Below are 14,609 nucleotides of genomic sequence, written 5' to 3' on the forward strand. Positions count from 1 at the left end.
GTCTGGATGCGCACACCGCCAATGGAAGGGATCATGCCGGGTTCACTGCATATCATCACCCTGGTCAAATGGGTGCCTGACTCTCAGCTGGAGCGCAGCATCGGCGCCGACCGCCGTCTGGACCGTAGTGAGGGCATCCTCGGTGAGCTGGATGAGTACCCCTTGGAGGCAGCCCTGCAGATCGCAGAGAACTACGAGAACACAAGGGTCACTGCCCTGACCATGGGACCCGCCGGGGCTTCCACCGCGGTGAAGAAGGCCCTGCAGATCGGCGCTGATGACGGTGTGCACTTACATGATGAAGCCCTAGCCGGAGCCGATGTCTACGCCACCTCCGCTGCCCTGGCCGCCGCGGTGAACCAGGTACGCACCTCCGGCGGCAGCGAGCACTACCTGGTGCTTACCGGAATGGCCTCCGAGGACGGGGAGTCGGGAGCAGTCCCGGCCCAATTGGCTGCCCGGCTGGGTGTTCCGGTGCTGACCCAGGCCCGAGGCGTCGTGCTCCAGGACGACCAGCTCCAGGTGGAGCGGCTCTCCGGGGAAACTCTCCAGACGGTGGCTGCACCGCTGCCTGTGGTGGTCTCGGTGACTGATCAGGCCAATGAGCCGCGCTACCCGAATTTCCGGGCGATGATGAAGGCGAAGAAGAAGCCGGTCGCAGTACTCGGCCTGGCTGAGCTGGGACTGACCGGGCACGGGGTGGAGTCCAAGGTCTCCGTGGTGGCCGCCGAGCCTAGGGCCGAGCGCACTGCCGGGCGGCTGATCCACGATGACGGCACCGCGGGCAGACAGATCGCTGATTTCCTCGCCGAGGAGGGACTGCTGTGACTCAGGTTCTGGTGTACTTTGACCGGGTTGAAGCCCACCTGACCCCGGCTCAGGCTGAGCTGCTCACCCATGCCGACGCCCTGGGTGAGGTGGTAGTGGTCACCGGCTCGCTGCCCGGTGAAGGTCAGTCCAGTGCTGCCCCGCTGGCCGTGAAGGGGGTGACCGGGGTGCTGACCGGAAGTGATCCGGTGGGCTCACCGATCCTGCCGCCGGATCCGGCGCTTGCTGAGCTGATCACAGCTGCCGCCAAGGAGCTGGATCCCGAGCTGATACTGGGCACTGACACCCCGGATTCGGTGGATGCCCTGGCGGCTACCGCGGTCAAACTCGAGGCCGGGCTGATCACTGGTGCTACCGGGGTGACCGCCTCGGGTGCGGCCACCAAGACGGTGCTGGCCGGGACCTGGCACACCACCGCACAGATTTCCGGGGGCAATGCGGGTCCGCTGGTGGCCACGCTGCGCCCGAACACCGCCTCCCAGCCGGAGCCCGCTGCCAAGGAGCCCGAGGTGGTGGAGCTGCCGGTGGCGGCGTCGTCAGCTGTTCAGGTGCTGAAGCAGCAGCCGCTGCCCAAGTCCGGGCGCCCGGCGCTGACTGAGGCCTCCACTGTGGTGGCTTTCGGCCGCGGGGTGGAGGGCGATCTGGCCCTGGTGGAGCAGCTGGCCGATGAGCTGGGTGCGGCCCTGGGCGCCTCCCGGGTGGCCACCGATGCCGGGTGGATCGACCATTCCGCACAGGTGGGCCAGACCGGGGTGACCGTCTCTCCACAGCTCTATATCTCGGTGGGGATATCCGGGGCGGTGCAGCAGAAGGCCGGGATGCAGACCTCCGGGATCATTGTGGCGATCAATAAGGATGAGGACGCGCCAGTGTTCGAGATCGCGGACTTCGGCGTGGTGGGCGATCTCAACGAGGTGCTACCGCAGCTGATGGAATCCATCCGTGAGATCCGCGCCTGCAAGGCGTAACCACTGACCAGTGTCCGCCGGAACGCCCATGACATTCCCAGCGTTGTTCGCCACAATAGGACCATGACGGACGGGAACAGCGGGCACCGGCGTCGCCCCAGTTGGTACAGCGGGGGAAACACCGTAGATCACGGCAACCGATTGAGCCGAGCGGAGCCCCGCTCAGAGGCTGGGTCTCCCGAGGCGATTGAGTGGCGTGAGCGAAGCGACGCCGCCTCCCCGCCTGGGCACGGCAACCCGTCAGGGGATCGCTACCATTCAGCTCCGGGGATGGAGCACAGCCGACCGGCCTCACAGGTGGGCGGCTACGGGGTGGGCCCCGGCTACACCCCGCACCACAGCCATGCCGGGGGCGGATACTTCCATGGCGGCTATCCGCCCACCGGGTACGCCCCTGCCGGATACAGGTATTATTCACCGACCCCTGGGACTGATGCCCTGCAGGAAATGCAGTTCCAGCGGGAGGAGAAGGCCCGTGGGCATCACACCGCTGCCATAGTGCTGGCCATCATCGGGTTCTTCACCCTGCCGATCCTGCTAGGCCCGCTGGCTATCTGGCAGGCCTCCAAGGCACGGAATCTCGGACACCCTGGAGTGGCCGGTATGGTGCTGGGCTGGATCGTGGTGGTCTGGGCCTTCACCGGTTGGTTTTTCGGGTTCGTGATGATGTTCCTAGTCGGCATCGTCGCCGCCGCCGGAGGCGGTTAGGTCGGGGCCAGACCCATTGCCTTGCGAATCATCGAACGCGCTTCCTGCAGCGGCGGGTAGAAGGCATGGGGCCAAGATGCATCGGTGCGCTGGAACGGCATGGTGACGCTCAGCGCCGCAGCGACTCCAGTCTCATCCTCGCTGACCAGCGGCACTGCCACGCAGCGGCACCCTGCGATGAACTCCTCATCGTCCACCGCGAAGCCGAGGTGCCGAACCCGGTCCACGATGCGTAGAATTTCGTCAACCTCTGTCACGGTGTTCTCAGTCAGCCGCGGAAGCGCCACAGCGCTCAGCCGGGTGTCCACTTCGGAGTCGGAGAGGGTGCTCAGCAAGGCTTTGCCGATTCCGGTGGCATGCGCATGCAGCCGCATTCCAACTGAGGAGGCCATCCGCATCGGGTGCGGAGACTCCCGGATAGCGATGTAGACGTTCTCGATGCCCTCCAGCCTGGCCAGCTGGACGGTCTCTCCAAGCCGGGAGACCAGTATGTCCATCGCTTCAGAGGCTGCGTCCACCAGGCCGCGGTGACCGTCATAAGAGTGCCCAATCTGCCAAGCGTGCAGGCCGAGCTTGTAATAGCGCGTCTGCTCCGAGTAGTCCAGCCATCCGGACTCCACCATGGTGTGCAGCAGCCCGTGGGCGCTGGACTTCGGGATTCCGAAATCCACTACCTCCTGGAAACGGACTTGGCCCTGCTCGGCGATGAAGTCGAGCAGGGCCAAGGCGCGTTCGGCTGATTTCACCATCCTCTAAGGTTATGTGCCCATCGGGATGATCGTGGCACCGACCAGCGCCAGAATGAGCACGAAGAAGCCGGTGATCGACTGGGCCAGAGTATAGGTCTTCAGACCACCTGTCAGGGTGAAGCCGGGCAGCTTAGCGGTGACCCAGAATCCGCTGTCATTGATGTGGCCCAGGGTCAGCGCCCCGCCCAGGCAGGCCATGGTGACCCAGACCGGGTGGATGCCTACTGCAGGCGCCACCGAGGCCATAATGGTCAGCGTGGTGATGGAGGCCACGGTGCCGGAGCCGACTGCCACGCGGAAGGCAGCACCCACGCAGTAGCAAACCAGTAGGGCAAGCAGGTAGTTTCCGCCCATCGCGTCCACCGAGGAGGCGATAGTCTCCTCCAAGCCGCCTGCCCTGATGACACCGCCCAGGGCGCCACCGGCACCGGTGATCAGCAGCACTACACCAGCGTGCCGAACAGCGGTGTTGGCCGATTCGTCCCGCTCCTCCCGGTTGAGGGCCTTTGCGGCCACGGCATACGCGATCAGGGCGCCCAGCAGCAGCGCGATGTGCTGGTTGCCGATGAACTGCAGCCAAGCGGGCTGCTCATCCTCAAACATCAGCCACACAGTGCCGCTGAGGATCAGGATGACCGGCACCAGCAGGGGCAGGATGGAGAGGAAGAACCCAGGGGCATTCTTCTCCTCAGCGTCCTCTGACTCGAATGCCACCTCCTTGTCGATGTCTGCTGCGGGCTTCCAGATCTTGGGAAGGATCCAGGAGTAGACGTAGACGGCGGCGATCAGGGCGATGAAGCCCACAATGCTGCCGGCGATCATCATGGTGCCAGTCTCGAATCCCATGATAGAGCCTGCGGCCAGCGGGTTCGGCGTCGGCGGCACCAGGGTGTGCGCCACTCCGGCACCCAGGGCCACGGAGCCGATGGCCAGCGGGAGCGGCTTATTGGCCTCCCGGGCGATGGGGATGGCCAGGGGTACCAGGATCACGAAGGTGACGTCGTAGAAGACAGGGATGGACAGCAGGAACGCTGCTGCGGCCAACCCGTACATGGAGAACCGCTCTGAGGTGAGCCCCACCACGGTGCGGGCGATGACCTTGGCCCCTCCGGAGTCGGAGAGCAGCTGCCCCAGGATGATGCCGAAGCCTACGGAGAGGCCGATGCCGGCCATCAGGTTTCCGAAGCCTCCGGCGGTGGCGTCGGCAAGTTCCGGAAGCGGGATCTGCAAGGTCAGTCCCAGGAAGACGGTGCCGATGATCAGTGACATCGCCGGGTGCAGTTTGACCTGAACGATGAGCAGAATGATGATCGCGATGCTCAGCGCGAGCCAGAGCAGATCAATCATTGCTGATCACTGCCTGACCCAGCTCCTGGCGCTGGGGCTGACCCAGGCCATCGATACCGATCTCCATGACGTCCCCAGGCTTGAGGTAATCGTACTTTCCCGAAACGGCCACGCCCTGCGGAGTGCCGGTGTTAATGAGGTCTCCGGGCTCGAGCACCATGTACTGCGAGAGGTGGTGGACGATCTGCGGCACGGAGAAGATCATGTCAGCAGTAGTGGAGTCCTGGCGAAGCTCCCCGTTGATCCGGGAGAAGAGCCGAAGGTTCCCGGGGTCGACCTCGTCTGCAGTGACTAGCTCCGGCCCTGCAGGGTTGAAGGTCTCGGCGCACTTGCCCTTGGACCACTGGCCACCGGACTGCTTGAGCTGGTAGTCCCGCTCGGAGACGTCATTGCTGATCACATATCCGGCGATGTGGTCGAAGGCCACCTCGGGTGAGGGCAGGTACCGGGCTCGCTTGCCGATCACGATACCCAGCTCCACCTCCCAATCCACGGTTTCAGCCCCCGGGGGGATGCTGACGGCGTCGTAGGGGCCCACCACAGTGTTGGGGTGCTTGAAGAAGATGATCGGAACCTCGGGGGCCGGTGCGCCGGACTCGGCGGCGTGGGCGGCGTAGTTCTGACCGATGCACACCACCGCGGTGGGGCGTGTGATCGGAGCGCCGGTGCGCAGGCTGGCGGCCTCCGTCAGCTCCGGCAGCTTGCCGGCCTCGAATGCCGTCTGGACACGGCTGACGGCTTCTGCGGCGCCCTGACCGAGGAACTCGGCGTCGATGTCAACGGTGATCGGGCGCAGGTCGTAGTGGATGCCGTCGATGCTGACGGTGGGGATCTCCTGGCCTGGAGGGCCCAGTCGTGAGAAACGCATAAGCGTGGTCCTTTCCTCTGTGCGAAGTGGTTCAGATGGGGATCAGTGGGTGTAGGGCCGGGTGCGCTCCACCTCGGGGTTGAGTTCCACGCCGAAGCCAGGGGTGTCCGGGACGGCCAGCTTCCCGTTGATGGGCACCGGCTCGTTCAGCAGCAGCGGGGAAAACATCGGCACGATCTCCTCGGCGGTCTCATGCATCATGAGGAACTCGGAGAAGGGGCTGTTGGTGCGGGTGACCACGAAGTGGTAGGAGTACACCGAGGAGCCGTGCGGGACCACCATGGTGCCTTGGGCGTCTGCCATGGCCGAGATCTTGATCAACTCGGTGATGCCTCCGCACCAGCCGACGTCGGGCTGGATGATGTCCACCCCGGTCTCCAGCAGCTGCCGAAAGCCCCAGCGGGTGGCCTCGTGCTCGCCGGTGGTGATGAGCATGCCCTCCGGGGCGCGGGCCTTGAGCTCAGCGTAGCCCCAGTAGTCGTCGGGGATCAGTGCTTCCTCCATCCAGCGGAGGTTGTGCTCGGCGGCGCGGTGGGCCAGTCGGACCGCGTAGTCCAGGTCCAGGGACATCCAGCAGTCGAACATCAGCCAGAAGTCGTCACCAACCCGGCCGCGCATATCTGCGAGCTTCTCGAGATTCTTCCGCATCCCCTCCTCGCCTTCGACAGGCCCGTGCTGCAACGGCATCTTCCCGCCGATGAACCCCAGTTCCTTGGCCACATCGGGCCGGGCCCCGGTGGCGTAGAAGGTCAGTTCGTCACGGACCGGGCCGCCCAGCAGGGCATAGACGGGCTCCTGACGGAGCTTGCCCAGCAGATCGTAGAGAGCCAGGTCCACGCCACTGATGGTGTTGAGCACTACGCCGCGGCGGCCGTAGTAGAGGGTCGAGCGGTACATCTGGTCCCAGATGCGTTCGATATCGGTGACGTAGGCTCCCTCGAGGAAGCGGGCCAGGTGCTTCTCCACGATCCAGGCCCCGATGTCACCGGCTGTGGTGACGGAGAAGCCTACTGTGCCGTCCTCGGCCTCGATTTCCACCACCAGGGTGCCCAGGACGTTGATCCCGAAGCTCTGCCGGGACTGGCGGTACTCGGGGTAGACCGACATCGGGGTGGCGATATGGTCGTCGATCCAGTGGTAGCCGGACTGGTCGTGGTAGTCGGCTCCCTTGCCGCGGGTGGTGTAGGCGCGTACGTGTGCGATCTTCTGTTTCACAGCGAGTGGTCCTTTTCAGTTCTGCTGTTCTTCGGTGAGCATGACCAGAACCTTGCCGGGGGTGTCTCCCCCCTCGGCGAGGTGGGTGAACTCCTCCTGGGCGGCGGCCATCGGCACCTGCCGGGAGATCAGCTGCGCGGCTTGCGGCGGGGCGGAGCCCATCCAGTCGGCGGCGTCGGCGAAGTCCTTGGCCGAGTAGGTGAAAGAGCCTATGAGACTGCGCTCCTCGGTGCTGATCTTGAACGCTTCCAGGCTGAGGCGGGGGGCACCCATGCCGACCAGGCAGATGTTGGCGCCCAGCCGCGTGGCACGCAGCGCCAGACTCAGGGTCGAGTCAATGCCGACTGCGTCGATGGCCAGGTCGGCCGGCCCGGAGAAGAGCTCGAGGATCTGCTCGGCTGCATCCTCGGCTGCCGCATCCACGACGTGGGCGCCCAGCTGGCTGATCAGCTGCTTGCGAGACTCCATCATTTCGGTGACCACGATATTGGTCACCCCGGCCATCTGCAGAGCCAGGACCACGGACTGGCCGATCGGGCCGCCGCCGAGGACCAGGACGTTCATCCCCGGAGCGGCCTGGGCGCGTCGGACGGCGTGCACGGCTACCGCCAGCGGCTCGATCAGAGCGCCCAGCTCAATCGGCATCGTCTCCGGCAGCGGCACCACATTGCGGAAAGGCACTGTGATTCGCTGGGCGAAGGCGGCGGTGATCTCCGGGGCGACTCCGATGACTTTCCTGCCGGGGCTCATCTGCTCGCGGCCGCGGTAGGTCTCCAGGTCAGCCTCGGGGACGACGACGGGATTGAAGGTCACTGGCTGGCCCAGACTGAGACCGCTGACCCCCTCACCGAGCCCCGCCACCCGGCCAACCGACTCGTGCCCCATGATCTGTCCTGGGATCCGGCGGCCGTTCTCACCGGTGAACCCGTGAAAGTCTGAGCCGCAGATGCCGGTGGCCACTATTTCAATGAGCACCTCCCCTGGCTGCGGTTGGGGGTCGGTGACATCGACGATTTCCAACCGGCCGTAGTCCTGCAGCTGTAGTGCCTTCATTCAGTCAGCTCCTCAGAAGCGATCGGGTGGCACCCCACGGGCGCCACAGTCTGCTGCACTCCTCTCCACTGGAAGTTCCCATATATGAACCAGTGGTCAGAGTGTTGAATCGCGAGGAGTGTATGCGAGTGTTATGGGTCACACAAGCTCGTGCCCAATTATGACGAGCAGCAGCGGACTCAGCCGGCGAAGTGTGGCTGCGGGAGGCCCTGGGTGCCGTGGCCGTGTACGGCGAGCAGAGCGCCTGCTAGTGGCTGGTCGGAAAGGCTGCTGACCATTCCTTCGCCCATGGATGTGACGTAGAGCGTCTTCAGGTCTGCCCCGCCGAACATGGGTTTGGTGGGCTTCTCCACGGGCAGCTCGACGGCGCGGTCCAACCGCCCGTCCGGGGTGATGCGCAGCAGGCTCCAGCCGCCCAGGGATGCCCCCCAGTAGCAGCCGTCTGCATCTACCGCGGCACCATCAGGAGCCCCTGCTCGATCCCGGGTGCTGAAGAACGGCTCCAGCTCACCGTGCTCGCCGGTGTCCTGGTCATAGTCGGCCTGCCAGATCTGCTGCCGGGCGGTGTCCGAGAAGTAGATCCGCTCCCCCTGCGGAGAGAAGGCCAGGCCGTTGGTGATGGAGACTCCGCTCTGCCCCCGGTGGCTGCTGTGATCGGGGTCCAGCCGCCAGAAGCTACCTGCGGGTCCTACCTCCCCGCGGTCCTTCATGGTGCCAGCCCAGAACCTCCCGCGGGGGTCGACGGCGCCGTCGTTGAACCGGTTCTGCGGCTGGTCCACCTCCGGGTCGGCGATCGGGGTCTTCTTTCCGGTGGCCGGGTCGAAGCGGTGGAATCCGCTGCGGGTGGCGAGCACCAGTCCGCCCTGCTGACGCGGTGCCAGGCAGCCGATATGCTCACCGATCATCCAGCTGCCGTCCTCCCCGGCGGGGTCGTGGCGGTGAATGGCTCCGGCGTAGATGTCCACCCACCACAGCACCTGGGCAGCAGAGTCCCAGACGGGTCCCTCGCCGAGCTGGGCGGGGTCACCGGCTGCCCCTGCCCGCTCAATGCTGATCTGGCTCATCTAGCCCGTGGTGCGCGGCACCAACCGCTGCAGCTGGGTGACGTGCTTGGGCTGAAGCTCGTCCAGGCTGGCGACTTCCAGCAGTTTCATGGTGCGCACTATCTGATCAGTGAGGATCTGGATGGCGCGGTCCACACCGGGGCGGCCGCCGGCCATCAGCCCGTAGAGGTAGGCCCTGCCGACAAAGGTGAACTTGGCACCCAGGGCGATGGAGGACACGATGTCTGCCCCGTTCATAATGCCGGTGTCCAGGGTGACTTCGAGATCGTCCCCGACCTCACGGACCACCTCGGGCAGCAGGTAGAAGGGCACTGGTGCGCGGTCCAGCTGGCGACCTCCGTGGTTGGAGAGCACGATCCCGTCCACGCCGAGCCCGGCCAGCTTCTTGGCGTCCTCGACGGTCTGCACCCCCTTGACCACCAGTTTGCCGGGGAACAGCTCCCGGATGGTCTCCAGGTCCTCGAAATTGATGGAAGGGTCCATCGCTTTATCCAGCAGCTCGCCCACAGCACCCCCGGTGGAGGTCAGGGAGGCGAACTCCAGCGGCGGTGTAGTGAGGAAGTCGTACCACCACCAGGGCCGGGGCACCGCATTGGCGATGGTCTTGATGGTCAGCGCCGGCGGGATGGAGAACCCGTTGCGCTTATCCCGCAGCCGGGCTCCGGCCACCGGGGTATCCACGGTGAACAGCAGGGTGTCGAACCCGGCTGCTGCTGCGCGCTCGGTCAGGTCGTAGGAGATCTGCCGGTCTTTCATCACATAGAGCTGGAAGAAGTTCCGGCCGTGGGGGTTGGCCGCCTGGACGTCCTCCACAGAGGTGGTACCCAGGGTGGAGAGGCTGAACGGGATGCCTGCCGCCCCAGCCGCACCTGCTCCGGCCACCTCACCCTCCGTCTGCATCAGCCGGGTGAACCCGGTGGGGGCGATGCCGAAGGGCAGGGCGGAGGGCCCGCCGAAGACCTCACAGCTGGTGTCCACCTCGGAGACATCGCGCAAGATGGCGGGGTGGAACTCTACGTCCTGGAAGGCCTGCCGGGCCCGGGCTAGGGAGAACTCGCCTTCGGCGGCGCCTTCGGTGTAGTCGAAGGCGGCCTTAGGGGTGCGCCGCTTGGCGATGGTGCGCAGATCCTCAATGGTCAGGGCTGCAGCCAGCCGCCGGCGCGAGGCGTTGAAGTCGAACTTCTTGAACTGCATCAGCGGTGCCAGATCGGCAGGCTTAGGCACCCGGCGCTGTACACGCCGTCGTGCCTGGTTCTCAGTACTGTCGGTACCAGGGCGGTTAAACATGCTTCTCCTCAATGACGACAACGCCTTCGTCGTCAGCTCTCAGCCGCGGGGCTGGTAAGTGGTCAGGTGGTGGGTGCGGGCGATCAGCCCGCGGATCTCCTCCAGTGTGCCGGTGATGGTACCGGCGGTGCGGGCCTGGATCAGGAGGTTGCCGATGGCGGTGGCCTCCACCGGGCCTGCGATCACAGGGTACCCCGAGCGGTCGGCGGTGGCTTGGCAGAGCAGTGCGTTGAGGCTCCCACCACCGACCATATGCACTGTGTCCACGCTCCGTCCAGCGAGCCGGACGGCTTCGGCGAGCGCTTTGGCGAAGCCTGCCGCAAGGGATTCCACAATGCTGCGCACGATCTCTGCGCACGACTGGGGAACCGGTTTCTGCTGCTCTCGACACAGGTCAGCAATGCGCTGTGCCATATCGCCGGGCGGCACAAACCGGGGGTCTTGGACGTCGAAGACCACCACGCGCTCGGCGGGGACCTCTGCTGCGGCAGTCAGAAGTTCGGCAAGATGCTGCTCTTTTCCGGTGCGACGCCGCCAGCTCGCCAAGGTCTCGGAGAGCAACCAGGTGCCCATCACATTGGTGAGGAACCGGGTGCGCCCGTCCACTCCTCCCTCATTGGTGAAGTTTGCTTCCCTGGAAGCGTCAGTCACCACGGGGGCTTTGAGCTCCAGGCCGACCAGCCCCCAGGTGCCGCAAGAGATATAGGCCGCGTTGGAGGTGGACAGTGGGGTGCCGACCACCGCAGAGGCGGTGTCGTGGGAACCGACCAGGGTGACCGGCAGTGCTTCGGCACCCAGAACATCGGTAAGCTCACCCCTCGTGGTGCCCAGGGCGGTGCCGGGGGCCGCCACTGGAGCGAAAAGGCCTGGGGGCATTCCGAGGGTGCGCATCAGCTCGGTGTCCCAGCTTTTGGTGTGCACCTCCAACAGCCCGGTGGTCGAGGCGTTGGTCTGTTCGGTCAACTGCTCCCCGGTGAGCCAGTAGCCCAACAGGTCGGGGATCAGCAACAGCTTCTCAGCCATCGGCAGCAGGTCATCAGCCGCGAGCTGGTACAGGGTGTTGAAGGGCAGGAACTGCAGGCCGTTACGCCGGTAGAGCTCAGCGAAAGGCACGTGCCGGTGAGTGCGCTCCACCCCGCCGGAAGTGCGCACATCCCGGTAGTGGAAGGGGACACCCAGCAAGGACATCCGCTGAGCATCAGTGCCGGTGAGCAGGCCGTAGTCCACTGCCCATGAGTCGATGCCCACTGAGACCAGCCCGCCGATGTCACGGGTCTGCCGGACGGCCTCGGCCAGCCCGTTCAGGGCGTGCTGGTAGAGGCCGACAACGTCCCAGTGCAGTCCGTCAGCTAGGGGTACTGCGGCGTTGGGGAACCTGGCGGCCTCTTTCAGGTCCAGAGTCTCGGGGCCGATCCGGCCGAGCATCACCCGTCCGGAGGAGGCCCCGAGATCCACGGCAGCGTGGGTGGTGACGGGCATCAGCGGAGGAAGGCGGCGGCCACACCGGCGTCGACAGGTACGTGCAGGCCAGTGGTGTGGGAGAGGTCTGAGCTGAGCAGGGCGAAGGCGGCGTTGGCCACGTTCTCGGGGAGCACCTCGCGCTTGAGGATGGTGCGCTGGGCGTAGAACTTGCCTAGGTCCTTCTCCTCGATCCCGTAAGTCTTGGCGCGGTTGGCACCCCAGCCGGAGGCGAAGATGCCGGAACCTGCCACCACGCCGTCGGGATTGATGCCGTTGACGCGAATCTGGTGTTCGCCGAGTTCGGCGGCAAGCAGTCGCACCTGGTGAGCCTGATCGGCTTTGGTGGCCGAGTAGGCGATGTTGTTGGGTCCGGCGAAGACGCTGTTCTTGGAGGAGATGTAGATGATGTCTCCGCCGAGCTCTTGGGCGATGAGCACCTTGGCGGCGGCCTTGGAAACCAGGAAGGAGCCTTTGGCCATGACGTTGTGCTGCAGGTCCCAATCGGCCTCGGTGGTCTCCAGCAGGGATTTGGACAGAGACAAGCCGGCGTTGTTGATCACGATGTCAAGTCCGCCGAAGGCCAGCAGGGTCTCATCGATGGCTTGCTGGACGGCTGCCTCGGCGGAGACGTCTACGGCCACGCCAATGGCCTTGTCCGGTCCTCCGATCTCCGCGGCGGTCTCCTGGGCCTTCTCAAGGTTGAGGTCGGCGATGGCGACCACTGCACCCTCGGCGGCCAGCCGTTTGGCGATCGCCTTACCAATGCCCGACGCCGCCCCAGTCACCAGGGCGATGCGGGTAGCCAGCTCTTTGGGCTTGGGCATCCGGGCCAGCTTAGCCTCCTCCAGGGCCCAGTACTCGATGCGGAACTTCTCCCGCTCATCGATGGGCGTGTAGCTGGACAGGCCTTCGGCGCCGCGCATCACGTTGATGGCGTTGAGGTAGAACTCTCCGGCCACCCGGGCGGTCTGCTTGTCCTTGCCGAAGCTGAACATGCCGACCCCGGGCACCAGCACGATGGCCGGATCTGCGCCGCGGATGGCGGGGGAGTCGGTCTCAGCATGCCGGTCGTAGTAGGCCTGGTAGTCCTTCCGGTAGGTCTCGTGCAGCTCTTTGAGCCTGCTGATGGAGTCCTCCACGGATGCCTTGGCGGGCAGGTCGAGCACCAGGGGCTTGACCTTGGTGCGTAGGAAGTGGTCGGGGCAGGAAGTGCCCAGTTCGGCCAGCCGGGGGTGTTCGGCATGGGCGAGGAAGTCCAGGACGGCGGCGTCGTCGTTGTAGTGGCCCACCTGGGGATTGTCCGCACTGGCAATGGCGCGGATGGTGGGGATCAGGGCAGCCGCCTTGGCCCGGCGTTCCGCCTCGGGTAGGGGGCCGTAGCCCTCGAGTGCGCGACCGAAGGGCTCGGGCTTGGAGTGCTCAACGATGTGAGCCTCGGCGGTGCGGATGATCCACAGCGAGTTCTGCTCGGACTCTTCTGAGGTGTCCCCCCAGGCGGTGATGCCGTGGCCGCCGAGGATGCAGCCGACTGCCTGCGGGTTCTTCTCCTTGATCTCGGCGATGTCCAGGCCGAGCTGGAACCCAGGACGCCGCCAGGGCACCCAGACCACCTTGTCGCCGAAGATCTTCTGGGTCAGTTCCGGGCCGTCGGCCGCGCAGGCGATGGCGATGCCGGAGTCTGGGTGCAGGTGGTCCACATGGGCAGCGTCGACCAGGCCGTGCATAGCGGTGTCGATCGACGGTGCGGCACCACTTTTACCGTGGGCGCAGTAGTCGAAGGCGGCGACCATCTCGTCCTCGCGGTCAACCCCAGGGTAGGTGTTGACCATGGCGCGCATCCGGTCCAGACGCAGCACGGCCAGTCCCTCGGGTTTCAGGGTACCGAGATCGCCGCCGGAGCCTTTGACCCAGAGCAGCTCGACGTCCTGCCCGGTGACTGGGTCGCGGTCAGTGCCCTTGGCGGAGGTGTTGCCACCGGCGTAGTTGGTGTTCTTTGGGTCAGCACCGAGCCGGTTGGACCGGGTAATGAGTTCTGCGACTGCCGGGTTGGTGGCCATGGGGCTCCCTGGACGATGGATGTTCGATAGTGATTAATCGAACATAAAATATCACAGCTGCCTGTGCGGGACAACTTTTCTGTGTGTCGCATCACAGCTTAGTGTTCCGCCCAGGCAGCAGGAAAGGGTCAGCGCAGGTCGACGACGTCGCGGTAGGGGTCCAACCGGGGGTCGGAGGGATCAAGTTCGGTGACCATGAGGTCGAGGCGGCCGGGCTCAAGGGCGCGGGCGGTGGCCCGGGAATCGAGCTTGGATGAGTCAGCCAGCAGGATGGTAGTTTGAGCATACTCTCGGAACACCCGCTTGATAGCGGCCTCCTCGGCCGTGGCTTCCGAGCTGCCCCAGGCTGCATCCACCGCGGCAGCGGAGGTAATGAAGGCCGAATAGTGCAGGGAAGCGGCCATCAGCGAGGCCAGCGGCCCCACGAAGCTGTCGGTGCGCTGCTCACGATGCCCACCCACGAGCACCGGGGTGGTGCCAGGCCGCTCGGCGGCAGCCCTGAAGTTCTCCACAGAGTTGGTGACCACGGTGAGGTCGGCGGCGTGATCGAGGCTGGACAGCAGCACGCCGACGGTAGAGGAAGCGTCGAAGGCGCAGACCCCTTCGGCCGGGATCAACGGCTCGGCCTTGGCGGCTATAACGCGCTTGGCAGCTGCCTGGCGGCTGCTTCGTTCGGCGAAGGACTGCGGCTGCAAGGGCGCCACCGCACCACCGCGGACCCGGCGAACCTGACCGAGGCTTTCCAGCTCGGCGAGATCTCGGCGCAACGTCATCTCGGAAACCCCGAGGGAGTCGGCCACAGCACTAATGGTGATCCGCCCCTCCGTGCCGAGGATCTCCATCAGCCGGACACGGCGCGACTCAGCATCAAGGGAGGAGGAAATGGCCATACCGCTGAATGCTACCGGAGAGCCCAGCTGAGGCCGGCTAGCGCGATTCACTGAAACAGTCATTGGGAACAGCGCGGCACGCGACTCACCGATTCCCCAACTTTCCTGCGCTTG

13 protein-coding genes are annotated in these 14,609 nt (G+C 65.4%); 3 read left to right on the top strand and 10 right to left on the bottom strand.

Translation table 11 applies throughout. The annotated features are described in order from the left end of the window. Positions 1-33 precede the first annotated feature (33 nt). The 3 genes from F0311_RS08910 (at position 34) to F0311_RS08920 (ending at position 2,504) form a co-directional block, all read left to right on the top strand. Positions 34-828: an electron transfer flavoprotein subunit beta/FixA family protein gene (locus F0311_RS08910; RefSeq protein ID WP_191089838.1), complete on the top strand. Its 795-nt coding sequence runs from the start codon at positions 34-36 to the stop codon at positions 826-828. Then, positions 825-1,796 (top strand): electron transfer flavoprotein subunit alpha/FixB family protein, encoded by a 972-nt coding sequence (locus F0311_RS08915; protein WP_150461573.1) that lies wholly within the window; start codon positions 825-827, stop codon positions 1,794-1,796. Before F0311_RS08910 ends, F0311_RS08915 begins: the two co-directional genes overlap by 4 nt. Before the next feature lie 63 nt (positions 1,797-1,859). Beyond that, positions 1,860-2,504, top strand: coding sequence for a DUF4870 domain-containing protein (locus tag F0311_RS08920; RefSeq protein WP_150461574.1), 645 nt, complete (start codon positions 1,860-1,862; stop codon positions 2,502-2,504). On the opposite strand, the gene F0311_RS08925 is transcribed toward F0311_RS08920, so the two are convergent. From F0311_RS08925 to F0311_RS08970, 10 genes are all read right to left on the bottom strand, one after another. Then, positions 2,501-3,253, bottom strand: coding sequence for an IclR family transcriptional regulator (locus tag F0311_RS08925; RefSeq protein WP_150461575.1), 753 nt, complete (start codon positions 3,251-3,253; stop codon positions 2,501-2,503). The two genes, F0311_RS08920 and F0311_RS08925, sit on opposite strands and share 4 nt — an antisense overlap. Positions 3,254-3,262: 9 nt before the next feature. Then, on the bottom strand, positions 3,263-4,600 hold the full coding sequence (locus tag F0311_RS08930) for a GntP family permease (protein WP_150461576.1): 1,338 nt from the start codon (positions 4,598-4,600) through the stop codon (positions 3,263-3,265). Further along, positions 4,593-5,468 carry a fumarylacetoacetate hydrolase family protein gene (locus F0311_RS08935; protein WP_150461577.1) on the bottom strand — a complete coding sequence of 292 codons (876 nt, stop codon included), beginning with the start codon at positions 5,466-5,468 and terminating at the stop codon, positions 4,593-4,595. The genes F0311_RS08930 and F0311_RS08935 overlap by 8 nt, the downstream gene beginning before the upstream one ends. 42 nt (positions 5,469-5,510) lie before the next feature. Then, positions 5,511-6,683 carry an L-rhamnonate dehydratase gene (gene rhmD, locus F0311_RS08940; protein WP_150461578.1) on the bottom strand — a complete coding sequence of 391 codons (1,173 nt, stop codon included), beginning with the start codon at positions 6,681-6,683 and terminating at the stop codon, positions 5,511-5,513. A 15-nt stretch (positions 6,684-6,698) separates the two neighbouring features. Continuing rightward, entirely contained in the window at positions 6,699-7,736 is a 1,038-nt protein-coding gene (locus tag F0311_RS08945) for a zinc-dependent alcohol dehydrogenase (RefSeq protein ID WP_150461579.1), read from the bottom strand. A 179-nt stretch (positions 7,737-7,915) separates the two neighbouring features. After that, the gene (locus F0311_RS08950) at positions 7,916-8,800 is read right to left on the bottom strand and encodes an SMP-30/gluconolactonase/LRE family protein (RefSeq protein WP_150461580.1); all 885 of its coding nucleotides are present in this window, start codon (positions 8,798-8,800) and stop codon (positions 7,916-7,918) included. Then, the gene (locus F0311_RS08955; RefSeq protein ID WP_150461581.1) at positions 8,801-10,087 is read right to left on the bottom strand and encodes an alpha-hydroxy acid oxidase; all 1,287 of its coding nucleotides are present in this window, start codon (positions 10,085-10,087) and stop codon (positions 8,801-8,803) included. 39 nt (positions 10,088-10,126) lie between these two features. After that, entirely contained in the window at positions 10,127-11,566 is a 1,440-nt protein-coding gene (locus F0311_RS08960) for a rhamnulokinase (RefSeq protein ID WP_150461582.1), read from the bottom strand. Continuing rightward, positions 11,566-13,605 carry a bifunctional aldolase/short-chain dehydrogenase gene (locus F0311_RS08965; protein WP_150461583.1) on the bottom strand — a complete coding sequence of 680 codons (2,040 nt, stop codon included), beginning with the start codon at positions 13,603-13,605 and terminating at the stop codon, positions 11,566-11,568. Before F0311_RS08965 ends, F0311_RS08960 begins: the two co-directional genes overlap by 1 nt. 128 nt (positions 13,606-13,733) lie before the next feature. Continuing rightward, positions 13,734-14,495 carry a DeoR/GlpR family DNA-binding transcription regulator gene (locus F0311_RS08970; protein ID WP_191089839.1) on the bottom strand — a complete coding sequence of 254 codons (762 nt, stop codon included), beginning with the start codon at positions 14,493-14,495 and terminating at the stop codon, positions 13,734-13,736. Positions 14,496-14,609 lie beyond the last annotated feature (114 nt).

Source organism: Nesterenkonia ebinurensis (genome assembly GCF_008711175.1).
Classification (GTDB): domain Bacteria; phylum Actinomycetota; class Actinomycetes; order Actinomycetales; family Micrococcaceae; genus Nesterenkonia; species Nesterenkonia ebinurensis.